This window comes from Robertkochia aurantiaca (assembly GCF_020166495.1).
GTDB classification, from domain to species: Bacteria; Bacteroidota; Bacteroidia; order Flavobacteriales; family Flavobacteriaceae; genus Robertkochia; species Robertkochia aurantiaca.
Genome location: NZ_JAINZS010000001.1, coordinates 497,228 through 522,536 on the forward strand (window position 1 = coordinate 497,228; position 25,309 = coordinate 522,536).

Consider the following 25,309-nt stretch of genomic DNA (forward strand, 5'->3'; position numbering starts at 1 on the left):
CGGGCTCCTTTCCGAAAGGAAGTGATGGCCTGTGAAGCCGTAACCCGGCTGCTGACCTTCCGCAGAAAGGAAATAATAATAAATAAAGACAGATCACGGTCTGTATAGGTGTTTGAGGCATCAGACGTTAAATTTTACAAAGATTTAAAAGACGAAGCCCTTCTCTGGTACAGAGCTTGCACCATATAGTACCGAGATCGTAAAAAGGACTGGTTCCCGGGATTAAAAACAAAAACAAATGTAATCGGGTGGCCCGTTGCTCCAGTTCCTCAGAAAAATAAACCACCCACCTATTGACCGAAGCACGCTTAACAGCTGTCACAGGCTAAGCGCAGGCGAAAGTCATAAAACGTAATGGACAAAATACTAACAATCACAGAACGAAATGAAGTGCTGAAACGAATGGCTGAACTTATCCGTCAGGAAAGCAACGTCATCCTTGAAGCAAACAAAAAAGATCTGGAAAGTTATGATGGAAACGATCTGGCCATGGAAGACCGACTGAAGGTCGACGATGGGAAGATCGACGGAATGATCGCTTCTCTGGAGCATCTGGCTTCAGAAGAAGATCCTCTCGGAAAGGAACGCTTTCATTTCACCCATGATAACGGGATGGAAGTATTTAACAAAACTGCTCCTTTCGGAACCGTGATGATCATTTATGAATCACGTCCTGATGTAACTGTAGAAGCGGCAGGGATCGCTTTTAAATCAGGAAACAAAATTCTGCTTAAAGGAGGTAAGGAATCATTGAATTCCAATCTTGCCATCGTTGAACTATGGCACAGAGCGCTGAAAGAGAACGGGGTATCTGCCGAATGGGTAGAGTACCTGCAGTTCAACAGGGAGAAGACCAGGGATTTCCTGGCGAACCCGACTCAGCCGGTAGATCTGATCGTTCCCCGGGGAGGTGAACGCCTGATCGCTTTTGTTAAAGAGAATGCGAGTTGTCCGGTGATTGTCAGCGGTCGCGGAAACAACTTCGTGTATGTACACAAAGATGCAGACCTGGAACTGGCCAAGAAGGTGATCCTGAATGCCAAGACCGCCAAGATCTCTGCATGTAATGCCCTGGACAAGGTGTTGATAGACACCCGTATCCCGGCTTACAAAGACTTTGTAAAAGACCTGATGGCAGCGCTGTCAGAACACAAGGTAGAAATATTGGTCGATGAGCACTTTAAGAACCTGAACGGTACCAAAGAGATCCCGGGAGACGAGATCTGGTACGAAGAGTTTCTTGATTACAAGATCGTGATCGGCGGGATCGATTCTCTCGAGAATGCGATCGCCAAGATCAACAAGTTCTCAGGAGGGCACTCCAGCTCGATCATCACCAAAGATGAATCGGCAGCCGATACCTTTATGATGACCATCGATGCGGCAGCGGTATATCACAATGCCTCTACCCGTTTTACCGATGGCGGACAGTTAGGTCTCGGAGGAGAGCTGGCCATCAGTACCGATAAGTTACACCAGCGCGGTCCGATCGGGCTCGCACACCTGGTGACCAACAAGTGGTACATTCACGGAGAAGGACAAATTCGATAATACTGAATGATGTTGTAAGAAGATGACGTTCGAAGGTTGTAACAACCGTTCACTCATTCATAACACACAAAAATTTATCATTCATTAAAGCAGAAGCTAAAAAACAAGACATGTTTAAACAAAGAGAGGAACCACCGAAAAAGAAAAAGAGAATACTTTTAAAAATCGGTTCCAATACCCTTACTAAAGAATCTGATCAGTTATCAAGAGGAAAGATCGAAGATATCGGTCGTCAGATTGCCGCCCTGAAAGACGAATACGAGTTTATTATCGTGTCTTCAGGTGCCAAGGTAGTAGCCAAGCAGTTCGTGGAACTGGAAAGCGACTATAAGGATATTCACACCAAATCGGCGCTGACCTCGATCGGACAGCCACACCTGATGCGTATCTTCCAGGAGAGTTTCAGGGAGCTGGGACTGCTGGCTTCACAATGCCTGCTGTCGTATTCAGATTTTGAGAAGGAAGTCTCAAGAGAGAACATCAAGAAGACCGTAGATATACTGGTCAGCAATAACTATATCCCTATCATTAACGAAAATGATACGGTGGCTACCGACGAGATCAAGTTTGGTGACAACGACAGGCTGGCGGCCATGACCGCAGGACTGCTAGACGTAGACCTGCTGGTGATCGCTACCAATACCAATGGTATCTATACCAAGGAATCGTTCGAGAACGGTTCACCTGAGACCATTGAACAGGTGGAAGATTTCGCCGACCTGAAAAAGGAAGTGGTCGATGAAGACAAGTCTACCCACGGTACAGGAGGTATGAGCTCAAAAGTGATCGCACTGGAGATCGCTAATAAGGCAAATATCGAAACCTGGATCGTCAACGGACTGGAAGATGACTTTATTCTGAACACCCTGAATAAAGACACCGCTTTCACCAAGATCGAGTCGTAAAGACAGATATTGCAGAATATATATTTCAAAAGCCCGGCAGGATGATTCTTGTCGGGTTTTTTTGTTTCCGGGTTATGGGGTTATGGAGGTATGGGGTTATGAAGTGATGAGGTAATGCAGTTTATAAAGTTCTTTAACTTACAATCTAACATCTACAATCTAACATCTACAATCTAACACTCCCGACTAACTACTAACGACTCACCAATCACGACTCACTAATTCACCGTTTTATCTGAATCCTTCAAAGAATTAATTATTCCATCAGGGAGTGAATGCCTTATCTTACTTCCATTATAACCCTGCCCTGTGGCGATGATGAAGCGATAGATATGATGAAGCATTTAAATATAATATTCCTTTTAGGGTTGCTTTTGGTGCTGCTTCCCTCCTGTTCTACGGAAAAGACAGCTGCAGAGGTAGAAGCCGATCAAACCCGTTCTGTAACGCCTGAAATCGGCGTTTTTTACCAGGGAGGCTATGTTTTCTACCTTTTTCAACCAGGAGATGACCGATACGTGGAAGGTGAAATACACGGACTCATCGCTGCTCCGGAAAACCTGGCAGATGAAGGCATGCCCTGGGCTCCGGAAGGGTTTTCACCCTACGACCCGATACTCTCACAGCAGTCTGATAATGGTTATGAGAATTCTAAGGCTATCGTAACGATTTACGGGGAAGGCCATTACGCGGCCAAAGCCTGTCTGGACCTGGAACTGGGAGATTTTGACGATTGGTACCAGGGTTCAGATAAGGAAATGTCCCTGATGTGTGAGAATCTTGTACACGGCGAATTTGACAATGATTTCGAACTCAGCGAGCTTGATCACTTCTGGTCTTCCAATGAATTGGGTATTCTCGCCAAAAAGCCAAGTCGTAAACTCACCGCCAGCAATGATTATGGCATCGGCGGCTCTACCATGTATTTCGACCTTTGCCTGGCCGAAGAAGGTTTTGATAAAGACTATACACAGATTAAAGTGAGAGCTATCAGGGATTTTTGAGTATGTGTTGATGCCGTGATGCGTGGTCCGTGGTCCGTGGTCCGTGGTCCGTGGTCCGTGGTCAAATAACAATCTCAACTTTACAACTTTACAACTTTACGACTTTACGACTTTACGACTTCCTAATTAAACATTAATAATTAACCATTCATAATCTACAATCAGGCGAAGCCGTGATACCGTTAAGCCGTTAGTCAGTTATACGGTGATACAAGTGATGAAGTCTAAGGTAAGGGGTTTACTTACAATTCATCATTTACCATTATTACCTCCCTTAATAATTAATCATTAACAATTAATAATTCCACTCCCGACTCACTACTCACTACTCACCACTCACAACTAACTATTTATCATCTACAATCTAACATTCCCTACTCTCTATTCCCGAACTTAAACATCCACCTTCCTTTTATCGGAAAGTACCCCGTCAAAATATTCGATGGTTTTGGTGAGGCCTTCGCGTAATTGAATGTTCGGCTCCCACCCACCGAGTTTTTCCTTGGCCAGGGAAATGTCAGGACGCCGCTGCTTCGGATCATCCTGCGGAAGCGGCAAATGCACCAGCTTAGAAGAGCTTCCTACCAGGTCAAGAATGGTTTCGGCCAGTTCCAGCATGGTAAATTCATTCGGGTTCCCCAGGTTTACAGGACCGATGAATTCTTTGGGTGAGTTCATCATACGTACGGTCCCCTCGATCAGGTCATCCACGTACTGAAACGAACGGGTCTGGGTACCATCTCCATAGATGGTAATATCTTCTCCCTTGAGGGCCTGAACGATAAAATTCGATACAACCCTACCGTCATCGGGGTTCATGTTCGGACCATAGGTATTAAAAATCCTGATGATCTTAATCTCTACATTATTCGAAGTGTGGTAATCCATGAAAAGCGTTTCGGCACAACGTTTTCCCTCATCGTAGCAGGATCGCATTCCGATGGGGTTTACATTCCCCCAGTACGATTCAGGTTGCGGATGCACATCAGGGTCTCCATACACCTCTGAGGTACTGGCCTGCAGGATACGGGCTTTCACCCGCTTGGCAAGCCCTAGCATATTGATGGCTCCCATTACGGAGGTTTTGATAGTCTTGATCGGATTGTACTGGTAATGCACCGGACTCGCCGGGCAAGCCATATTATACACCTGATCGACCTCTGCAAAATATGCATGCGTAACATCATGACGTACCAGTTCAAAATACGGATCATCGAGCAGATGAATGATATTATCCTTGGTGCCGGTAAAATAATTGTCCAGGCAGATCACCTCATTCCCTTCTTTTAATAAACGTTCGCAAAGATGACTTCCTATGAAGCCGGCTCCACCGGTAACTAATATTCTTTTCCGACCCATGATGTACGATTCAATTTCTCAGATACTGAAAATAAACCGAATTACAGAACTAAACAAAGCAGAACGATAAAAAACTTAAAACAGGGATGACAACAATGAGGTTATGCCGATATGCGGTCCTGCATGCCGGGAGGCAGGTATGCGGTTATGCGGAAACTAAGCTATAAATTGCAGCTTCATAATTAATAATTAATAATTAACAATTCATAATCTTACATCTGCAATTTACCATTTATCATCTGCACATTTGCCTATTCGCACATTCGGTGAATTACCTCAATCTAATATCCGGAATCACTGTTAATCAGTAAATATTTGATTTTCAAAATTTTAACATTCATATGTATTCATTTTAATTATCTCTAAGACATATTTCCTCCAGGCTACGATAATCATTAAATCAACCAATCCGATGAATCGTATTTGCTATCTCTCCGTTCTGGCGGGAATATTCTTCCTGTTTTTTCATTCCTGTTCCAAAGATGATGAACCACAATTTTATACTGTGACGGTAGCAGCCACGCCTGAAGCATCCGGGGTGATCAGCATAGAAAAGAAGGAAGTTGTGGCTGGTGAATATCTCACCGTGGAGGCGAAGCCTTATGAGGGTTATGTATTTGAAAGCTGGTCAGATCCCGAAATAGAGGCTAAAAATACGGTACGGATCAAAATAAACCGGAATATGAACTTCTCCGCCCGGTTTTCAAAAGCAGACGCTGATAACGACGGAGTTCCCGATAACCGGGACAAATGTCCTGACACCCCCGAAAAAGAAGAGGTAAATGCTTTGGGTTGTTCTGAAGCTCAAAAGGATCTTGACGGTGATGGCATTCCCAACAACAGAGATCGCTGTCCCGACACAGCTCCCGGAGAATCGGTGAATCCTGTAGGTTGTTCCATAAGTCAGCTCGATGAAGATGGTGATGGTGTTCCCAACAACAGAGACCTTTGTTCTGAGACTCCATCAGGCGCATCGGTGGATGCCTTAGGGTGTACAATCGATGACGGCAGAACCTATGTACCTGATGATGGTTTTGAAGAATACCTTATAGGCCTGGGCTATGATGACGTACTGGACGATTATGTTCTGACCGAGAATATTTCCGGAATTACCGAGCTGGTGATCAGCCGACCCAACCCGGACTACGGTCCTGAATTCGGCGACTTTCCCGAAACAACAGCAGACATCACAGACCTGACCGGAATAGAAGATTTCACGAGTTTAATCAAATTGACCATTCAGGAGATTTACAGCCTGATATCTATAGATATCAATACTATACCGGTAATAGAAGAGCTGGTGTTATCAGATATGAATATTCAAGATAGTTATGACCTGATCAATAATACCTCGCTACAGCGACTGACTGTAGACCTCTCGCCGACTCCGGGAACCATTAAAAATAATAGTCAATTGATGAATATTTCCATTTCAGAATCAGGATTTACACTGGGAATAGATGATAATCCGATGTTGGAAGCACTGGTTTGCTCAGATTGTGGTCTCAATGAATTATCCATTACCAACAACCCAGATCTGAATGCCCTATACGTCGGTGGAGGAAATGGGGAATCAGGAGTGGCCAGCGGTAACGATATTGTTACTATTACAGGCAATTCTTCCTTATCAACTGTTACATTCTTCGGAGAAATAGAAACTCTGACATTCTCTGGAAGTCCTGGACTAATTGAATTGAATGCGACCGGAGAAACCCGGACCTTAGACCAACCTGGAGATCTGGAATTTGGTTCGCTCGACCTGGGTGATTTTCCCGCTTTGGAAACCCTTTATCTGGACGGAGTTGTACTCACCTCCCTCGATGTATCTGAAAACCCTTATCTACAGACATTCAGCTTGCTCAATCATGCGTTGGCATGTGTCGAAGTCAACCCGGTTCAATTGTCCGCCATCCCTGCCGGATGGACAGCCAGTCCGACAGTAGACTACCAATTAGATTGCGGAGATTAAAAGTTGTTATTTGAAATTGATTCCTAAAAGTGAGAGTAACAGGGAAGATGATTCCGTAAAAAGTAAAAACTCAACTGATACTTCATAATTTAATATTACCAGTTATATGGTGGCCCGTGGTCTGTGGTCTGTGGTCAGATAAAAAAACGACTTTACAATTCTACATCGTCAAACCTTTACAATTTTCAGGTTATGCCGTTATGCCGTTATGCCGTTATGCCGTTATAGAAAATTTACTATGTTTATTTCAAACTTTGAATTTATGACACATAAAGATTTAGATCTATGGAAAAGAAGCATAGAACTGGTAAAGAAAGTATATGTAATTACTTAGGAATTGCCTAAGCTTGAAGCTTACGTTTTAACGCAACAAATAAACCGGGCAGCCATTTCTAATCCTTCCAATATCGCGGAAGGATCCGGACGCTCCAGTGCAAAAGAATTATGTCGGTTTCTTGACATTGCCAATGGGTCTCTTTCTGAGCTGGAAACTCAGATGATTCTGTTGGATGAGCTACAATATGCAGATACCAAAGAGCTCATACAATCAGATATTACCGATATTCGAAAAATGATCTATCGATTGAAGAAATCCCTGAGCAGAAATCTATAAATTCTGAAATAAATTTGGTGTAACATCCCAACCGTATAGCGGTATAACGGCCTGGCGGCATAACGACTAAACCAAACAACTAATTATCTTCCAGCCCCTCCTCTTCCCAAAGGGCACGCAGCACTTCACGGTGTGTTTCACAATGCACCACATTCCTGATCATATTGACCTTATCAATCCCGTACAGGCGGTCAGAAAAACCGATACGTCGGTTAAGTGCCCGTAACCAGCGATTGTGTCCCATAAGCCGGTCGGTATAATTCCGACGCTGGGTCTTACAATATTTCAACCATTGATCCCGCACGAATTCGGTATCAACTACCTCTTTCGACCGTTCATCGAGAGACCTCAGAAAAGATGCTGACTCTCCCTCCTTCATCATTTTCACGCCGGCGAAGCCATCTGATTGTCGAAAAGGAATAAATTCATACGCAAAGCCTGATTTATTCAGGGAAAGCTGAATCAGAAAGCCTTCATACCAGGCAGGATGATTCCGTTTATTCCGTTCAAACAAAAAATTGCCTTGTCCGTATACAATGAGACCCTTCTCATAATTCTCATAAGATCCCGCCATATGAGAATGCTGAGCCACAACCACCGAAGCTCCTTCGTCTATAAAAAACCGGGATATCTTTTGCTGGTCAGGGGTGGGAAACGGGTAATGCTCCTTTCCACCGTGGTACAAGACGATCACATGATCGGCTTCTTTTGACAGCTTTCTGATAGCCCTGCTGTTCTCAACCACATCCAGGGCATTGGCTCCCATGCCGGAACGGAGATCACGATTAAACTCATGTTCCGCTACCCCATACCATGCCACCTTTAATTCTCCATGGATACTGAAATATGCCTTATCGGCTTCACCCGGGGAGAAACCCGCTCCAAAAAATCCGATGGCTTCCTTTTGCAGAACAGTAAGCGTATTTTGCAGTCCGCTTTTTGCATGATCGAGTATGTGATTATTCGCCAGGTTGACCGCATCGATTCCGGCCTTTCGCAGTCCCGTCGCGCATACGGCAGGAGCTTTCAAAACAGGACCATTCTTCGCGATGGGGTCAGAAGTATCTGTTAAGGGACATTCAAGATTTACCACCGTATGATCTGCCTCCTGCATCAACGGGCCGAGTTCCCTGAACAAATCTGAAATACGATCGTTGATAAAGTACCGGGAGGTTTCACCTACCGGACATATGTCACCACCAATTAGTATTCGGGCCAGTTGATCACTCATAGAAATACAATTAATTTCGGTATAATTTAAAGCTTTTCAAACAGAATCATTGCCGGAATCGATCTGTAAAGAGTTGAGAGGGTTGAAGAGGGTTCCGGAAATCGACAAAGGAAAACAAACCATGAAGGGCCTCCCCTTGTCAGATGCAGTTCTTAGCGTAATTCGAACATCAGGTAATAGCCTGCCTTCTCGAACAGGTTAAAACCGGATTCGAGCTTTTTCAGATCTGCCTCCATCTTCCCGGTCAGGTAATTCTTATGATCGCCGATCTTCCCTTTACGGAAGAACCATTTCCGGTCAGATTTTTCCCTGACCTTATTCAGGCTGGTATTTTCTATGATCGATTCAAGATCCAGAGTATCGGGGTTTACCCCCAGAAATTCAGCGAACTTCAGCACTTCGTCCCTGGTGTGGGTCTTCAATTGTTCGAAGGAAGAGTGCAGTACATTATCAGTATAGGTTGCCCAGTTTTGGTTATACTTCAGGATCTGCATTGCTTTGAAACGGCCTACCGTCCAGTAGTATTGGTTAAAACTGGGTTTGATACGTCTCACATTAATAAAATGATTGTAATGGGAAACAATGGCATCTCTGATGTCACGCTGTATCATAAATACATATACATCTGAAGTGTTACGGGTCAGGATCTCGATATGTTCCTTTTTAAAGATATGGGCTTTTGCCAGGAAATTCTTTTCCCGGATAATATCTGAATCTACGATCTCCTGCAGTTTATCAGTATGTATAAACGAATCATGGTGGGGACTCCGGAAAGCTTCAGGCAGCGGACTGAAATCCATGAAATGCCTGATGATATTTCTTTGCCAGGTAGAGCCTGACTTAAAAGCCCCGTTCGCAATGACTAACATAGGATAGATATTTATAATTCATTTCTAAATTAATCGATTCGAAGTCAATTAATAACATGGCTGCCAGATAATTAGTTGTATCTGAATTATTAAGGGTTTATCTGCAACCTGAATCCTCCTGTGAGTGCGATTAAGCTCTTTCAGGAAGGATTATGGATCACTTTTTTTCTACTTTTCACCTTTTTAAGCGTCTCATGTATGTAAGTACCCAACCAGGTTGGACGTTTAAAAGCCAGTAACCCCAGCAAAATACATAAAAACACACTCAAAGCGAGAAAGGCTGTGATGTTGATCGCTCCCCCGCGTTTAAAAAGGAAGTAGTACGGAACAAGAATGATCGACAACAGAATGGTTAGTCGTAAAGCCTGAGCCAGGGGAACATAAAATACATCCAGAAATGATCTTTTGAAAACACTTCCGACGAGATAGACCATTATGAGATAATTCACTACCACGCTGAAGGTAACCCCGGCAGCTGCCCCTTCGAGTCCATAATACCATGCCCCGAGCCCGGAGCAGATAAAGAGAATAAATACATAAATAAGCTTTCGGCTAACGTTCTTATACACCAGTCCTTTTGCCCTGATCACTGAGTCTGTCATACGGCCTGAGATACTAAACGGGAGTACCACGAACATGATCTGTAAAGGCAGGATCGCCTCATTCCATCTTTGTCCGAGTAAGATATGTACGATCTCTCCTGAAAAGAAAATAAAATAGAGCGCCAGGGGCATGAGAATAGAATTGCTCAATCCCAGACCATGATCGTATACTTTAAAGAGTCGTTCTTCCTCATCCTGTATCTCAGACATGGCGGGAAACATGATCCGTATTAAAACCTTACCCAGGTAATTGCTGGGCATGTTCTTGATCTGAAAGGTTCGCTCGAAAACTCCCAGAACAGAGGGGATAAAGATCTTTCCCAACATAAGAATGAGGCCGTTATTACCCAGGTAATTACTAATCCTGAGAATGATCATGCCGGATCCGAAAGAGAACAACTGCCGCCATTCTTTCCGGTAGAGTCTGAATTGTAGCTTGATAGGCGCAAAGTAAAAGAATCCGGCCATTTTCAGAAAAGAGAACAACAGGTTGGCAATTACCAGTGACCAGACGCCATAATCGAGATACCCGAAAACGATACCTGCTCCAAAACCCAGAACACAGGAGATGATGGTCACCAAAGCCGATTCCCGGAACATAAATTTTTTATGCAACAGGCTCATGGAAACACTCGTCACCGATAATAAAAAGAAGTTCAGTGCCACCACCCGAATAAGTGGTGAAAGCATGGGTTGATCAAAAATTACGGCGATAAGGGGAGCCAGTAAGAAGAAGACACCAATAATCAGGCTCGAAAAGAATACACCACCCTGTAAGGCTGCGTTCATATGCTTCAGGTTGATGTTCTTCCTCTGGATCAGGGCGGCGCCGAGACCACCTTCGGCAAAAATGGTACCAATGGCTATAATACTGTTGGTGATCGCCATGAGTCCGTAGTCAGCTTTGGAAAGAAGCCTGGCCATTACCCCAAAGTAAATGAACTGACAAACCACCAGGGCTACTACCTCAGCGGTTTGCCACATGCCGGAAGATTTGAGTTTTGATGTAATGCTCATGGTCAGATCTTATCAATAACCGACCCTAACAGCCGAAAAATGGGTCGGGAAGCCGATTTCTTTTTCCAGCTGTCGTCGTATTCGATTTTTCTTTTTCCCTGCCGGTTCGGAGTACCACCCACAGCGTGGTCTCTTTCGATTACCATATAGTCAGGAACCTGCAGTGCGTGCAACTGAAAAGAGTCACAAATGTGATCGATCACTGCCTGGGGCCGGCGGGCGAGGTCTTCATAACGGATAAAGATTTTATCGCTCTCATTAATACGTTCCAATGCCTGTGTGCATCGAAGATCATACAGTTTACTCAGCAACATGATCTTATACCTGCCCGGCTTGCGTTCCTTTAATTTCCTGAACCATTTATGTTTCGACATGGTTACTGCACGAATGTCGCGTTTCAGGTAAATAATCTTCACATCGTATCCCAGCTTTTCATACAAGGCCAGGCCCTGGGTAGGATCTTTTGAAGAATCAACGATCACACTTGCTCCGGTCAGTTCGAAAACAGCGGTATAGATCTGTTCAAGCAGCCTTATAATTTCATCATTTGCCTCTCCCGGCCGGTATTCACAACTTGAGAGATAAGACAACCCTTTGGCATTTTTACGCTGTACCTCCGTAGCCTCCACCCTCTCGACACCCATATCCCGAAGTTTGCCCAGGATCTTTCCCCAGAACTCGCAAGATTCGAACGGTTCACCACAGGTACACTGCCAATTCCAGGTCCTGCCCCAGTGCCCTTTATTCAAAAAACTGTCCAGGTGAAAAAGCTCTCCTACCGTGGTCATTTGAGCACCTGTACTGAGAATGTTTTGCAGTAGTGTCGATCCCGATCGGGTATCAGACATGATATAGAGTATTTTCCTTTTCATTGTTTCGTTTAGGGAGTTTAGGAGAACCGCTTACCATTTTATCGCTTTCAAAACAGCCATTCTGCTTTTCATAATTTTTAAGTGGTACTTATTCCTTTTTATCACGCTTTTAAGCCAACACATTCCGGTGCCTGAAAGTACTAATTTACAAGGTCATAGGAAATAGGAATTCTACCAAGCGCTCTTTTTAGGTGTTGTGTTGAATGATTAAGGGTTAGTGGTGAATGGTGAATGGTGAATTACAATTTCAAAGCATAATGGCTTAACGGCTTAACGACAATATCCCTAATCATTCCAGTGAAACCGGCGTTCCAATAATTCTTCGAGTTGCTCGTTCGCGGGCTTATACCACTGATTGAGATCTCTGAGCAGTGCGGGGTCCGGCTTACTGTACCCGTGCTGATTGTGCGCTCTCTCAAAATCGATCCCTGTGAATTTTTCCAATCTGAGGTAGTCCATTACTTTAAAGACCTCTTCCCTGGTATGACTATAGAAATCTTCACTTTTCAGGATCAGGAATTGTTCCCGGTCGAAATGCCTGAACCATCTTTGCAATTGTTCGGCATAAAGTCCGCGGCTGAGATATGAAAAGGTCTTGATCTTCCACGGATCCTGCAGATCCCGCTCTTCCTGTAATCGGGCATCAAACCCCTTCTGAAACAAGTCTTGCAAAGAGCGTTGTTCTACCCCTTTTCTTTTCATGTGATGAAGATGCGATATGGCCCGTTTGGCCGGGTTTCGCAACAGCACGATAAAGCGAATGTCAGGAAGCAGGTTCTTTACCCTTTCGGGAACTGCCGGGTCAAAAAGATAGAGGGGGGTGGCTTCACCACTGATCTTCCCGTTCATTTCATCACGGTAAGGAAAGAAGGACCGATAATACCGGGGGCCCCTGTCATAGGTCTCGTCAAAAAAGTGGATCTCCTTTCGTTTGATCTCCTGCACATCAGGATGTTGCTCCAGGTAGTTGAACAGAGAGGTCGTGCCTGCCTTCTGGGCGCCGATCACCATGAAATCCGGCAATACCCTTAAAGAGGCCGACCAATATCGCGGAAGCATCGTCGCCTTAAAAACCTGCTGCCTGATACCTTTCTTCAACCGGTAGACCAAATGACTCTCTGCTTCCATAGTACTCAATGCCTTTAGGGGTAAGCCCCATTAATTGTAAGTAGCTAGATTACAAAGTATTAAGCAATTACCTGTTATAAACTCTTTAAAGGTTATTTTTAATCGACATAAAGGTGGTACACTCGTAGGGTTAGAATAACTGCACTGAAATACCGTACCGTACCGGGATCTGTACCGGCGGATTTCATCTTATCAAATCAAAGCCGTTCATCAGCCTGTTCACCCAATATCCCCTTTACATCATACAAAAGTGAAGGATCTTTCCTGAGTTTTGAAAAATCTGCTTGCAGAAAGGTCTCATGCGCCACCGCCAGAACGATCGCATCGAAGCGTCTTTCAGGAAGTTCGGTAACGATCTGAAGACCATATTCCTTTTCCACTTCTAAGGGATCTGCCCAGGGATCGTACACCTGAATACGCGTTTGATACTGCTTCAGGCTATCGATCACATCGATCACCCTGGTATTTCGAACATCCGGACAGTTCTCTTTAAAGGTGATCCCCATAATGAGAATTTCAGCCTCTTTCACCCTGATATCTTTCAGCAACATATGTCTGACCACTTCTCCGGCTACATAAGACCCCATGCTGTCGTTCAGTCTACGCCCGGCCAGAATGATCTCAGGATGGTACCCGACTTCCTGAGCTTTGGTTGCCAGGTAAAACGGATCGACTCCAATACAGTGCCCCCCTACTAAACCGGGTTGAAAAGGAAGGAAGTTCCATTTGGTACCGGCGGCTTTCAACACCTCCTGCGTATCGATATCCAGCAGGTTAAAGATCTTGGCCAGCTCATTTACAAAGGCGATATTGATATCCCGTTGGGAGTTCTCGATCACCTTGCTGGCCTCAGCGACCTTGATGGAGGGCGCCAGGTGGGTCCCTGCTGTGATGACGCTGGCGTATAAGGCATCAACTTTATGGGCTACTTCAGGGGTTGAGCCTGAGGTGACCTTTTTTATGGTAGCAATGCTGCGAGTCTTGTCACCGGGATTCACCCTTTCCGGAGAGTAGCCAACGAAGAAGTCTTCATTAAAGCACAAACCACTTACTTTTTCGAGTACCGGGACGCACTCTTCTTCTGTGACACCGGGGTTCACGGTGCTTTCGTAAATGACGATGTCACTCTGCTTCAACACCTTACCAACTGCTTCACTGGCCTTTAATAAGGGGAGCAATACCGGTTGGTTGTGTTTGTCAACCGGGGTGGGTACGGTAATGATAAAGAAATTGCAACGGGCGATATCCTGAAGAGAAGAAGAACAGTACAATCCGGGTTCAGAGAAGTCTGCATTTTGCTGCAGCACGGACTGCAGATCTGTATCATCCACCTCGAGGGTAAGGTCGTGCCCCTGATTAAGTTCTGAAACGCGGGATATATCGATATCATAGCCCACCACCGGATATTTGGTGGCGAATAAACGAGCCAGAGGCAATCCGACATAACCCAGGCCTATTACAGCTATGACCGGATGAAAATCATTCGAAGTAGTTTGCATGTATGCATTGAATTTAGATCAAAGATATAATATTTGGATAAGGATTTTATGGTTAGTGGTTAAGGGTTAGTGGTTAAGGGTTAAGGGTTAAGGGTTAAGGGTTAAGGGTTAAGGGTTAAGGGTTAAGGGTTAAGGGTTAAGGGTTAAGGGTTAAGGGTTAAGGGTTAAGGGTTAAGGGTTAAGGGTTAAGAAAAAAGTAAATAATACATAGAAAATAGTCTATTTTAGTGTTAAATAAAAAACATGAATGTTCTAAAAAGCAAAAGTTTTCAATTTTCACTTGATTTCATTAAATGTTATCAATCCTTAATAACTGAAGACTAGGAATATGTTTTGAGTAAACAATTGCTAAAAGCTACTACAGCTATTGGGGCAAATTATCGGGAAGCTCAGTTCGCTGAATCCAAAAAGGACTTTATTCAAAGTAGCAATAACGCAAAAGGAATGTGCCGAAACTATCTATTGGCTGGAACTCTTATTACAATCAGGATATAATAAGGCTGAAAAGTTAAAACAGCATATCAAGCAAGCCGAAGAACTAATGAAATTGACAACCAGTATTATTCTTTCTGCTAAGCGTAAAAATTAAATCCCTTAAACATTAAACCTTAATAATTATCAGTGCTTCAAAAGTGGAAAAGCTTTTCGAAAAAACGTTTTCTAAAACAATTTCGTAAAACCTATTCCCACCGCCGCATTCTTGTTCTCGTCACCCCAGTCGGCACCGATGAAAAGGCGTACGGGTAGCACTTTGTTCTGCCAGGTGATGTCAAGTCCGCCGGATAGGACTTCGCGTTCTCCTGAATAGGCTACGGTCGGCGTACCGTAGTTTTTCCGGTAGCTGAGCAATGCCTTGTAGCGCAGTTTCCAGAGATCACCTCCAAGGCCAAAGTGATGTACCAGCAATTCATTTACAGCGATACCACTGCCATCTTCCGCAGGCAGGAAAAAGGGAGAGCCGATCATCCGCTTGTGATAGGTCCACCCGGAGGAAAATACGCCGTGATTGAAATAATTATCGTTCCCGTCACTTTGGTTTTTGGTGTAATAGAATTCATAGATGAACGAGTCCCACAGTACCTCATCATCTGTTCTCTTTATAAAAACTCCATACCGCCCGTCGGGAAAGTTCGATAACCGCATACCGGAACCGTCTTCGAACATATGATCCCAAAAGAACTCGACCCGGGTTTTGGGCCAGAACCACTGGTACCTGAGGGAATACATGGCAAGCTGGTTCCAGTCTCCCCCAATCTCAGGGGTATTCTTCGACTGATCCCGTTCCCGGGCTCCTGCCACTATGGTTGCATAGTCTGCCAGCCCGTCAAGCCACTCGGTGGTCACCGGCCAGCGACCATCGTATTGAGTAAAATGTTCGAAGCCTATAACGAATTTACTTTGAGCAGTAGCCTGGTAATGAAATCTCAGCTGCTTATGGTGAACTCTGGCCTTATCCACTGCACGGTCATCGTCCATAACATATTCACCCCATTCCGCTTCGAAAGCGAAGCTTTCCTTCCGGTCCAGGAACAAGGGCCTGGCGGTGTAAATACGCGCTCCGGGCATAGGCCTGGCATTGTTCGACCGAAGCCAAGAAGGGTCTGCTGCTGCGAGTCCACCATATTCCGGTTCAGGCTGTTTTTTCCCGGCATCGATCCCAAACCAGTAATTCTCGTAGGTGAGGTACCAGTGGTCTGCCCGAAAGGCCGGATCGCCGGCATCGGTGGCTGTGATCCCGATCCCGGCTTCAAGGAAACCCCAGCGTGAAAATTCCCGCCTGGCAGCAAAACCGGCCATTCCATATACGGTCGACTCCTCCTCTACCCTGCCAAAGTTATTGGAAGCCATCCAAAAGGGTAATTCCGCATCGGTTCCGAAATAAGCCATGCCTTCCAGCTGTCCGGAATACAGGGTTTGCTGGGCATGAGAGATCAAGGGAAAAGACAACGCAAATAGCAGGCGCTTCAGTCTGTAGCACATAAGTTCAGTCGGTTTTGAGTTTTGATCTGGGGTCTTCTTAGCATTCCTTTGGGAAATAATCCCTGTGGAATGCGTACTTTTAACGGGAACTAAGGTAAAATATTTCCCAATTAACGTGATGATTTCCCTCTTTTCAAGTAAGGTTTCACTTAAATCGCTGTTGCATAGTCAGGTAGACATTCATTGTCATTTATTACCCGATATTGATGACGGGGCTGCCAACATCGAGGTTTCCTTTGAAATGTTACAATGGTATGAGAAACTGGGATATAAAAAGATCATCTGTACCCCTCACATCATGGAAGACCAGTACCGGTTGAATAAACAAAAGATCGACAAGGAACTGGAAGTATTCAAACCTAAAGCTCAACAAACTTTTCCGGAGATCGAGCTTTTTGCCGCGGCTGAGCACCTGGCCGATAAACAATTCGAAACCCTGCTGCAGAATGATTTACTGGCTCCCCTTACAGATTCTATCGTTTTGTTCGAAACCGGTTTTCTGATGAGGCCTCTGAATCTGAACAAACTCATCTTTGACATGCAGAATAAAGGGTATCTGCCTGTACTGGCACATCCGGAGCGGTACAACTATATATCTTCAGAAAAGGAATACCGGGAACTCAAATCAAGAGGCGTTCTCTTACAGCTCAATATGCTGTCGGTTACCGGCCACTACGGAAGAAATATTCAGCAGAAATCAGAGATGCTGCTTACCAAAGGCTATATCGATTATATAGGCACCGATGCGCACCGGCCTGAACACCTGGAAAAGATCTGGAATGCGAAGATCTCTAAGAAACTGGTGAAGCCGTTGGAGGTGGTTTTGCAGAGGACCAACGAGATTTTTGGATGATTATAGATTGTAAATGTTAGATTGTAGATCATATAGTAAATATTTTATAATAATGTTTATTTTTTACTACAAATCACATAATGAATCCTGTCAAGGACTTATCATTTCAATTTGCTATTGCAGTCATTGAAACTACCAGAAATATTCAAAAGAATCACAGGGACATTACGATCAGTAAACAATTGCTTAGATCGGGAACTTCGGTAGGTGCATTATACACGCTGAATCTAAGGCAGATTTCATACATAAATCAGCGATCGCACAGAAAGAGTGTAATGCAACCCGCTATTGGATAGAATTGTTAAATCATACAAGTTGCCTTGATAAATCTGAATATAACAATCACAAGGCATTATCGTTTAATCTCATGATGTTTTCAGTAAAATATTACTGACTACCAAGAATAAGTAGGTTTACAATCACGGGATAATAAAAGCAATCCACCGATTTACAATCTAACATCTACAATCTATAATCCCATTTAAGCTGAAAGCCTCCGCTTCAACTTCTCCACAAAACCAGGCTTTTCCTCCTCCGAATAACCATAGCCATATTTATTACCGTAACCGAAATCGGCCATATTCAGGTCATTCAATACAAGTGCAACCTTATTTAGTTTTTTTGCTTTTATGGCATCTTGAATAAAATCAGTAAATCGAAGCTCTGAATAACCTGATCTTATAATATATAAAATCACATCAGCGTATTTACTTATAAGAAAAGTATCGGTTACCAGCAATAAAGGCGCGGTATCTAAAATAATATAATCGTATTGCTTCTTCAAGATTGAAAAAAGCGTATCCGCCCTTTTACTAAGTAACAACTCTGCCGGATTAGGAGGAATTCTTCCTGAAGTAATGAGATCCAGACTACTGTTATCGGGAGTTGAGATTGTTATATCAGCCACCGACAACCCCTCTTGATACAAATAATTGGAAAGTCCGGTCTGATTACGGTCATGCTCAAAGTATCGGGATAACTGCGGATTACGAAGGTCGGCACCTACAATTACTACCTTCTTGCCAGTCCCTGTCAAGGAAATGGCTAGGTTAGAAGCGGTAAGTGATTTTCCTTCACCTTTTGTGGAAGAGGTAACAAGGATTGTTTTTGCCATACCCTTCTGATGCTCCAGATACAAATACTGTAAATTGGTGCGCATGATCCGGAAGGCTTCTGCAAAAATAGAGCGATCATATGGACTAATCAAACTTCTCTCTTTTTCCTCCAGATGAGGCAGTTCGCCTACAATGGGAAGTCCTGGAAGATTTTTCTCGATATCTTTACGAGTTTGTACCTTATTATTAAGTAGGTCTTTCATAAAAAGAATGAGAAAAGGGATCAACAACCCCATAATTAATCCTCCTGCCAAAACATAATTCGTTTTGGGTGCAACAGGATCTTTTGAACTGTTAGCATAATCAACGATCTTAGCTTTAGGAGCTGTAATAGCCATGGAAATAGAAGCCTCCTCCCTTTTCTGAAGAAGGAAGAGATAAAGAGCCTCTTTGATGTTTTGCTGTCTTTCTATTCCTCTGAACTCTTTTTCTTTGTCAGGTACCCCGGCAATACGATTATCCATTTGCAATTCACGATTACGCATATCTTGCAAAGCAATTTCCAAAGCTGTCCTTTGAGTCTCGAAACTTTTTAGAACTGTTTGTCGTAATTGCGAAATCTGGGAATCAATATTTCTGACCACAGGATTTTTCTCGGTGCTATTCTCCCTTAGGTGCCCCCTTTCGATCACCAGAGTATTGTAGGTGCTGATCAACGCAGCCAGTCCTTCACTTTCTGGCCCCAGATTAGCAGGTAGTAATTTCGAATTATCACCCTGCTTAAGGTAGTCGATCATGGTATTGATCACTTCCAACTGGGTCGCCATTTCCAGATTACGTTTGCTCACTTCGTTCGCGTTTTCGAGGAATAATTGTGCTTCAGAGGTGATGTCTGTGATCTTGTTGTTAGACTTGAATTCCACCTTATCAGTCTCTACCGAGTCCAACTCTTCGGCTATAATTCGTAAACGGTCGTCTATGAATTCAGCCGTGTTCTTTGCAATCATATTGTTGTCTTTGATCGCATCTTTATTATACTGATTCACCAGTTCATCGAGAATGTCCTGTGCCTTTTGTTTGACTGGATACTCCAGAGCTAAATTTATTACTGTACTGTTCCTACTTGAAAGACTTACCTGAATCCCATTCTCTAAAAGATTTGTCGCCACATCATCAATCTGATAAAAGAATAATTGATACTCTGCTTTCGGATTTTCCAGTAATTGGCGATTAATTTCCAGATTTGGAATCACTACGATTTCTCCAAATGGCAATGTGATAGTACTGCCCATCTTATAGTGTTCTACTCGATCGCCACTTTCGATTCTTATATTTTCATTATCTATAAGAGAAAATGAAAGAGGTTCTTCCGGCATTTCCGCTAACTGATTATAAGTGAGTATTTTCACAAAAAAAGGCATGGTACTGTAAACCTCTTTTAGTCTAAAATTATTATCCCGGTAATAACTTACATTTATCCCAAGTTCAGACACAACTTTTTTGAACAAACGTCTAGAGCGCAAAATCTCTAACTCATTGTCTACACTATTCCCTCCAAAAGAGTTCAGAACACCTAGGTCTTGAAGAGCGGATAGCTCAGATACAGCTCCTCCATTTTTATCATCCTTAATAAGAATACTCGCCTCGGTCATATAAGTTGGAATGGTAAATTCAAGATAAATAACCGAAGCTGCCACACATAAGATCACACCGATCAAAAACCATTTCCAGTTACGTAAATACTTTTGAAAAAGCTCCCTCAAATTTATTTCTTCCCCATAATAATCTTCCATAAAAACCTTCTCTTGCATTGTCTTAAATGATTAACGGGTGATTAAAATAATTAATGAAACAAGAACCGATGAAATCGATACGAATATGGGAATATTTCTATTATATGATGATGCCTGGACTTGTGCATTATTTGGCTGAACGTATACAACATCGTTCTGTTGTAAATAATAAAAGGGAGAATCGATAAAATCAGTACTGGTCATATCGACCATGCCGTGGGTTTTTACTCCATTATTTTCTCTTAATACCAATACCTTTTCTCTTTTGCCATAGATCGTCAAATCTCCAGCCATTCCCAGTGCCTCTATGAGTGTTATACGCTCATCCTGAATAGAATATGTACCTGGTCGCATTACTTCTCCAATCACCGTCACCTTATAATTAAGAATTCGCAAATTGATGATTGGATCTACTACGTATTCGGAGACCTGTTTTTCCAGTTCTTTAACGAGTTCCTGACGGCTCATGCCAGCTACGTGAATGGTACCGAGAACGGGAAACTGAATATTCCCATCACTATCAACCAAGTATGACTGAAGCTGAATTTGACCCTTGACATTGCCGTTCAGATTAGGTGCTGCGGTAACGGGTAAATTAAACGGTTGAACAGTTTTAAGATCATATGAGGAAACGGTGATCTGTAAGAGATCGTTCTTTTGAATTACGGCCGTGTAGCTGTAATCGGGTACATTCTCCATGACTGTATTAATATCCTGGAAATAAATGATGTCTTTTTTAGAGGCGCATGAGCCCACAAAAAGCAGGAAAAAGGCAACAAGTAAGCCGGCTATAAACCCGGGGCGTATGTTCATAGAAAATAATTTGCGTCAAATATAATGAAACGGTCTTAGCTATGATAATTTATTTATTCATGGGTGTTAATTAATTATTCGGGTTATGGGGTTTTGGAGTTTTGTGTTTATGCGGGTATAGATTGATGCCGTTAAGTTGTTATGCCGATCTACCTTTAAGCCGTTTTACATTTATACTAAGAAATAGTAAAAAAGGGTAATTAATCGTAATCCCATTCGCCGATTAACTCATTTGCTATTCGCTATAAAAGGTTCTCTGTTTTCGTTTTTGGGTGCTCAATAGTACCATCCATAATCCCTAAGCCCCGAACGGAAGGAGAAGGATACGTCCGCATTGGGGACTGCAGTCTTCGAACGGCTGGCAGTTTTCTCACCCTTGAAGGGTTCGAAATGACTCGTTTTCATAATTCACGATTATATCTATTCCGAACTAATAATTCACGACTCACCATTAACGACTTTACAGTTTTACAGTCATACGGGTATATTGGTAGTCAGGTAGTTGAAATTAATCATCAAATTTTAAATTAAGTGCATTTCATCGATTATTTTCTAAATAAGTTGTTAAAGACGTAGATTATATTCTATATTTAATAGAATAACCTATTAACCAATACATTATGACTAATCACAAAGATCTGGATATCTGGAAGCTCAGTATCCGTTTAGTCATTGCCGTTTACAAACTGGCAGACATTCTCCCTCCCCCTGACCAATATGAACTTACCGGCAAGATTAAAGATGCCGTTACCGAAATTCCTTTCAATATCGCTTTAGGAGCCAAACAGGCCACCGACAGGAAACAATACATAAGGTACCTGGAAATTTCAAGCGGGTATCTCTATGTGCTCGAGCAACAGCTGATGATCCTGATCGAACTCGGACTGAAAACTCCTCAAACCATCATTGACGAGGAACTCACCGAATTGAAGTTGCGCATCTATAACCTCAGAAGAAGCATCAAATATGACCTGTTGCCGGAACGGAAAGTCATTAATTGATTGTGGATTGTGGATTGTGGATGGTAGATGGTAGATGGTAGATTTTAGATAAAAATCTTAAAAATTTTTATCTAGGAAGATAGCTTTGAGCCTGCTCTTTCAATTATTGACTGTTACCTAGAGATATTAAGTAATCATGAAGAAATAAAAGTAATCGAACAATTACTCCGATCATGTACACCGTTCGGGGAGATAGTTTAAGGAGGCAGAACACGCTGAATCAAAAGCAGATTTCATCCATAAATTAGCTATCGCTCAGAAGGAAAGTAACGAGACTCTTTACTGGATCGAACTTCTTTATGCAGCTGGTTATATGAATGCCGAAGAACATAGGGACCTTAAAAAAGAAGGGCGATCGTTGAATAAACTGTTAAGCAGTATTATTCTAACTATACGTCAAAAGCACCCAGGAAAATAAAATGAACACTCGTAATCCATAATCTACAATTCACAATCCACAATTAAGGTACCGTCAAATCTGATTCAGAAACCTGTCCAACGCTTCTTCCAGTTCCTTTTGCTTTTCATCATCAGTGATCTTCGAAGATTCGGTATCAAAACTATGATTGAACGATGGCAGACTGAAGTCTGAAACGATGGTCGCCCCAAACCTTGGCAGGGTTTCCTTGGCACGGGTCAAAGCATTCATAGCGCCTCCCTTACCAGGTGAAGTGCTTATAAGCATAACCTTTGTATCTTCCATGAATTGGCGCTCAAGGCGGGAAAGCCAGTCCAGCAGATTTTTAAAGTAAGCAGACATATTCCCGTTATGTTCGTTCACTGCAATAATGACACCGTCGGCCGCCTGTATATCATCTCGCAATTCCACTAAAGAATTCTTATAACCCTGGTTCTTCTCTTCATCCAGACTGTACATCGGAAAGGGCATTTTCGCCATGTTCATCACATCGACCTGATAGTCTTTTATGAGCGAAGCGGTATATTTTAAAAGTTTGAAATTAATGGATTCAGAAGAATTGCTTCCGGCAAAGGCAAGGATGGTTTTCATATTCATTTTTGTTTGATCTTAAAAATACTATTAAGGAATCGCCTTTACAAATATGAGTCGTGATTTTGAGGTATGGAGGTATGGGGTTATGGAGGTACGGGGGTTAGAGTTGGGAAGTTTTGAAATGGTTTTCTATAACTTCATTACTCCATAACGATGATGGATTGTGGATTGTGGATCGTGGATTGTGGATTTTAAAATATCAACTTCCTAAACTCCATCAACTTCATAAACTCCATCAACATTATTACCACATTACTTCATTACTCCATAACCCCATAACTCCATAACCCCATAACTCCATAACCCCATAACCCCATAACCCCATAACCCCATAACTCCATAACTTCATTCCCGAAAGAAACAAAAAAACCCAACCGATGATCCGGCTGGGCTTTTTCTAAGTAGAAATCACAAATTATTGCTGTTATACGTGCAGTGCACGGTCGTCGGTGGCGGCGAGTGCTGCCTCCTTGACGGCTTCTGCATAGGTAGGATGCGAATGACTCATCCTGGATATGTCTTCGGCACTGGCTCTGAATTCCATAGCGGTTACGGCTTCTGCAATCAGGTCTGCCGTACGTGCACCGATCATGTGTACGCCGAGTACCTCATCGGTCTCAGCATCGGCCAGGATCTTCACAAAACCATCGGTATCACCGCTGGCACGTGAACGTCCGAGGGCTCGCATTGGGAATTGTCCGCTTTTGTATTTAACGCCTGCATCCTTCAGCTCTTCTTCGGTTTTTCCGACAGAAGCCACTTCCGGCCAGGTATACACCACGCCCGGGATCAGGTTATAATCGATATGCGGTTTTTGTCCGGCGAGGATCTCAGCCACCATCACGCCTTCCTCTTCAGCCTTGTGAGCAAGCATTGCACCGCGAACCACATCTCCGATGGCATAGATATTGTCGACTCTTGTCTGCAGGTGATCGTTCACTTCTACCCTTCCCTTGTCATCAATCTTTACCCCGGCAGCGTCGGCATTGAGCTTATCGGTATACGGACGGCGACCTACAGATACCAGCACATAGTCTCCCTTGAACTCGACTTCATTGCCTTTTTTATCGTCTGCCTTGACGATCACTTCGTCCTTTTTACGGGTCACTTCCTTCACCTTATGGCTGGTGTAGAATTTGATACCCGCTTTTTTGAATACTTTGGTGAGCTCTTTCGAAAGAGATGCATCCATAGTAGGGATTATGCGGTCCATATACTCCACTACAGAAACCTCTGCTCCGAGACGGCGGTACACCTGTCCCAGTTCGAGCCCTATGATACCCCCTCCGATTATTACCAGGTGCTTGGGAATTTCCTTAAGCTCGAGGGCTTCGGTAGAGGTGATGATCCGCTCTTTATCGATGTCGATAAAAGGCAGGCTGGCCGGCTTGGAACCGGTGGCTATAATGATATTTTTCGCTTCGATCTGCTCGGTTTCCCCGTCTTCCTTTTTGATGTCGATGTGTGTTTTATCGGCAAAGCTGCCTATCCCGTGGTAAACCTCGATCTTGTTCTTATCCATCAGGTAATCGATCCCTTTGGTGGTCTGCTCAACCACACCTCGCTTCCGGGCGATCATTTTTTCGAGATTGACCTTTACCTCCCCGGGAATTTCGATCCCGTGTTCTTCGAAATGCTTGATCGCATCTTCATAATGGTGGGAAGAATCAAGAAGGGCTTTTGAAGGAATACATCCTACATTCAGGCAGGTACCTCCCAGGGTGTTATATTTTTCGATTATGGCTGTTTTCATGCCCAGTTGAGCACATCGTATCGCCGCAACATATCCTCCGGGCCCGGAGCCGATCACGGCTACATCATATGAATTCATATATGTTTTTTAGAACGTTTTAGATTCGTGAAAAGCAAAAGTACGGAATTTTAGAGTTTTGGGGAATAGAGAGTGGGAATCGTGAATCGTTAGTCGTTAGTCGGGAGGGGGTTAATGATAAATGTTAAATGATAAATTGTAGATGTTAGATTATGGATTTTAAAAATATAAACCCCATCAAGCTCATTAACTCCATTACTCCATTACTCCATTACTCCATTACTTTAATACTATTTTACTGAAAACCCAAAACCGCGAACCATTTAAAGCAAATGTGCGAATGGGTAAATGAGAATGCTTTACAACTTCACAATTTTGCGGCTTTACAGCATATGGTGATTTTAGATTGCGG

General features: G+C 43.3%; 21 protein-coding genes and 2 pseudogenes. 11 read left to right on the forward strand and 12 right to left on the reverse strand.

Annotated elements, in window-relative coordinates; translation table 11 throughout:
* The first annotated feature begins 354 nt into the window (after positions 1 to 354).
* From K7R10_RS02260 to K7R10_RS02270, 3 genes are all read left to right on the forward strand, one after another.
* Positions 355 to 1,551: a glutamate-5-semialdehyde dehydrogenase gene (locus K7R10_RS02260; protein ID WP_224483063.1), complete on the forward strand. Its 1,197-nt coding sequence runs from the start codon at positions 355 to 357 to the stop codon at positions 1,549 to 1,551.
* A gap of 110 nt (positions 1,552 to 1,661) precedes the next feature.
* On the forward strand, positions 1,662 to 2,456 hold the full coding sequence (proB, locus tag K7R10_RS02265; protein WP_224483064.1) for a glutamate 5-kinase: 795 nt from the start codon (positions 1,662 to 1,664) through the stop codon (positions 2,454 to 2,456).
* Between the two features lie 332 nt (positions 2,457 to 2,788).
* Complete coding sequence (locus K7R10_RS02270; RefSeq protein ID WP_224483065.1) at positions 2,789 to 3,460, forward strand: hypothetical protein; 672 nt, start codon at positions 2,789 to 2,791, stop codon at positions 3,458 to 3,460.
* Positions 3,461 to 3,853: 393 nt separating this feature from the next.
* On the opposite strand, the gene K7R10_RS02275 is transcribed toward K7R10_RS02270, so the two are convergent.
* Entirely contained in the window at positions 3,854 to 4,819 is a 966-nt protein-coding gene (locus K7R10_RS02275) for a UDP-glucuronic acid decarboxylase family protein (RefSeq protein ID WP_224483066.1), read from the reverse strand.
* 412 nt (positions 4,820 to 5,231) lie between these two features.
* Between K7R10_RS02275 and K7R10_RS02280 the strand changes: the two genes are divergently transcribed.
* Together K7R10_RS02280 and K7R10_RS02285 are read left to right on the forward strand one after the other, a co-directional pair.
* A complete protein-coding gene (locus K7R10_RS02280; protein WP_224483067.1) occupies positions 5,232 to 6,788 on the forward strand; it encodes a thrombospondin type 3 repeat-containing protein in 1,557 nt (518 codons plus the stop codon).
* 337 nt (positions 6,789 to 7,125) lie between these two features.
* Positions 7,126 to 7,401 carry a four helix bundle protein gene (locus K7R10_RS02285; protein WP_224483068.1) on the forward strand — a complete coding sequence of 92 codons (276 nt, stop codon included), beginning with the start codon at positions 7,126 to 7,128 and terminating at the stop codon, positions 7,399 to 7,401.
* Between the two features lie 79 nt (positions 7,402 to 7,480).
* Here the strand turns inward: K7R10_RS02285 and K7R10_RS02290 are convergent, their stop codons facing one another.
* The 6 genes from K7R10_RS02290 to K7R10_RS02315 form a co-directional block, all read right to left on the reverse strand.
* Positions 7,481 to 8,632, reverse strand: a complete 1,152-nt coding sequence (locus K7R10_RS02290) for a CapA family protein (protein ID WP_224483069.1) — start codon at positions 8,630 to 8,632, stop codon at positions 7,481 to 7,483.
* A 152-nt stretch (positions 8,633 to 8,784) separates the two neighbouring features.
* Positions 8,785 to 9,501, reverse strand: a complete 717-nt coding sequence (locus tag K7R10_RS02295; protein ID WP_224483070.1) for a sulfotransferase domain-containing protein — start codon at positions 9,499 to 9,501, stop codon at positions 8,785 to 8,787.
* Between the two features lie 140 nt (positions 9,502 to 9,641).
* Positions 9,642 to 11,120, reverse strand: a complete 1,479-nt coding sequence (locus K7R10_RS02300; RefSeq protein WP_224483071.1) for a lipopolysaccharide biosynthesis protein — start codon at positions 11,118 to 11,120, stop codon at positions 9,642 to 9,644.
* A gap of 2 nt (positions 11,121 to 11,122) precedes the next feature.
* Positions 11,123 to 11,992 carry a sulfotransferase gene (locus K7R10_RS02305; RefSeq protein ID WP_224483072.1) on the reverse strand — a complete coding sequence of 290 codons (870 nt, stop codon included), beginning with the start codon at positions 11,990 to 11,992 and terminating at the stop codon, positions 11,123 to 11,125.
* Between the two features lie 285 nt (positions 11,993 to 12,277).
* Positions 12,278 to 13,120 carry a sulfotransferase domain-containing protein gene (locus K7R10_RS02310; RefSeq protein WP_224483073.1) on the reverse strand — a complete coding sequence of 281 codons (843 nt, stop codon included), beginning with the start codon at positions 13,118 to 13,120 and terminating at the stop codon, positions 12,278 to 12,280.
* A 197-nt stretch (positions 13,121 to 13,317) separates the two neighbouring features.
* Complete coding sequence (locus K7R10_RS02315; protein ID WP_224483074.1) at positions 13,318 to 14,619, reverse strand: nucleotide sugar dehydrogenase; 1,302 nt, start codon at positions 14,617 to 14,619, stop codon at positions 13,318 to 13,320.
* A 333-nt stretch (positions 14,620 to 14,952) separates the two neighbouring features.
* Here K7R10_RS02315 and K7R10_RS02320 point away from each other — a divergent pair.
* Positions 14,953 to 15,208, forward strand: a pseudogene (locus K7R10_RS02320) (four helix bundle protein).
* A gap of 71 nt (positions 15,209 to 15,279) precedes the next feature.
* Here the strand turns inward: K7R10_RS02320 and K7R10_RS02325 are convergent.
* Complete coding sequence (locus tag K7R10_RS02325) at positions 15,280 to 16,599, reverse strand: capsule assembly Wzi family protein (RefSeq protein ID WP_224483075.1); 1,320 nt, start codon at positions 16,597 to 16,599, stop codon at positions 15,280 to 15,282.
* 118 nt (positions 16,600 to 16,717) lie between these two features.
* Between K7R10_RS02325 and K7R10_RS02330 the strand changes: the two genes are divergently transcribed.
* The 3 genes from K7R10_RS02330 to K7R10_RS15250 all read left to right on the forward strand — a co-directional run bounded on the left by K7R10_RS02330 (position 16,718) and on the right by K7R10_RS15250 (position 17,846).
* Complete coding sequence (locus tag K7R10_RS02330) at positions 16,718 to 17,452, forward strand: tyrosine-protein phosphatase (protein ID WP_224483109.1); 735 nt, start codon at positions 16,718 to 16,720, stop codon at positions 17,450 to 17,452.
* Positions 17,453 to 17,532: 80 nt separating this feature from the next.
* Positions 17,533 to 17,748 (forward strand): four helix bundle protein, encoded by a 216-nt coding sequence (locus tag K7R10_RS02335; RefSeq protein ID WP_255610442.1) that lies wholly within the window; start codon positions 17,533 to 17,535, stop codon positions 17,746 to 17,748.
* Complete coding sequence (locus K7R10_RS15250; RefSeq protein WP_370631293.1) at positions 17,709 to 17,846, forward strand: hypothetical protein; 138 nt, start codon at positions 17,709 to 17,711, stop codon at positions 17,844 to 17,846. The genes K7R10_RS02335 and K7R10_RS15250 overlap by 40 nt, the downstream gene beginning before the upstream one ends.
* Before the next feature lie 87 nt (positions 17,847 to 17,933).
* Here K7R10_RS15250 and K7R10_RS02340 read toward each other — a convergent pair whose 3' ends face one another.
* Positions 17,934 to 20,318 (reverse strand): GumC family protein, encoded by a 2,385-nt coding sequence (locus tag K7R10_RS02340; RefSeq protein ID WP_224483076.1) that lies wholly within the window; start codon positions 20,316 to 20,318, stop codon positions 17,934 to 17,936.
* A 12-nt stretch (positions 20,319 to 20,330) separates the two neighbouring features.
* Positions 20,331 to 21,113 carry a polysaccharide biosynthesis/export family protein gene (locus K7R10_RS02345; RefSeq protein WP_224483077.1) on the reverse strand — a complete coding sequence of 261 codons (783 nt, stop codon included), beginning with the start codon at positions 21,111 to 21,113 and terminating at the stop codon, positions 20,331 to 20,333.
* A gap of 620 nt (positions 21,114 to 21,733) precedes the next feature.
* Here K7R10_RS02345 and K7R10_RS02350 point away from each other — a divergent pair.
* Positions 21,734 to 22,114 (forward strand): four helix bundle protein, encoded by a 381-nt coding sequence (locus K7R10_RS02350; protein WP_224483078.1) that lies wholly within the window; start codon positions 21,734 to 21,736, stop codon positions 22,112 to 22,114.
* A gap of 211 nt (positions 22,115 to 22,325) precedes the next feature.
* Positions 22,326 to 22,532, forward strand: a pseudogene (locus K7R10_RS15315) (four helix bundle protein); the annotation flags it as partial.
* A gap of 54 nt (positions 22,533 to 22,586) precedes the next feature.
* On the opposite strand, the gene K7R10_RS02360 reads toward K7R10_RS15315, so the two are convergent.
* Positions 22,587 to 23,123 (reverse strand): NADPH-dependent FMN reductase, encoded by a 537-nt coding sequence (locus tag K7R10_RS02360; protein ID WP_224483079.1) that lies wholly within the window; start codon positions 23,121 to 23,123, stop codon positions 22,587 to 22,589.
* A gap of 427 nt (positions 23,124 to 23,550) precedes the next feature.
* Positions 23,551 to 24,957, reverse strand: coding sequence for a dihydrolipoyl dehydrogenase (gene lpdA / locus K7R10_RS02365; RefSeq protein WP_224483080.1), 1,407 nt, complete (start codon positions 24,955 to 24,957; stop codon positions 23,551 to 23,553).
* Positions 24,958 to 25,309: the final 352 nt, after the last annotated feature.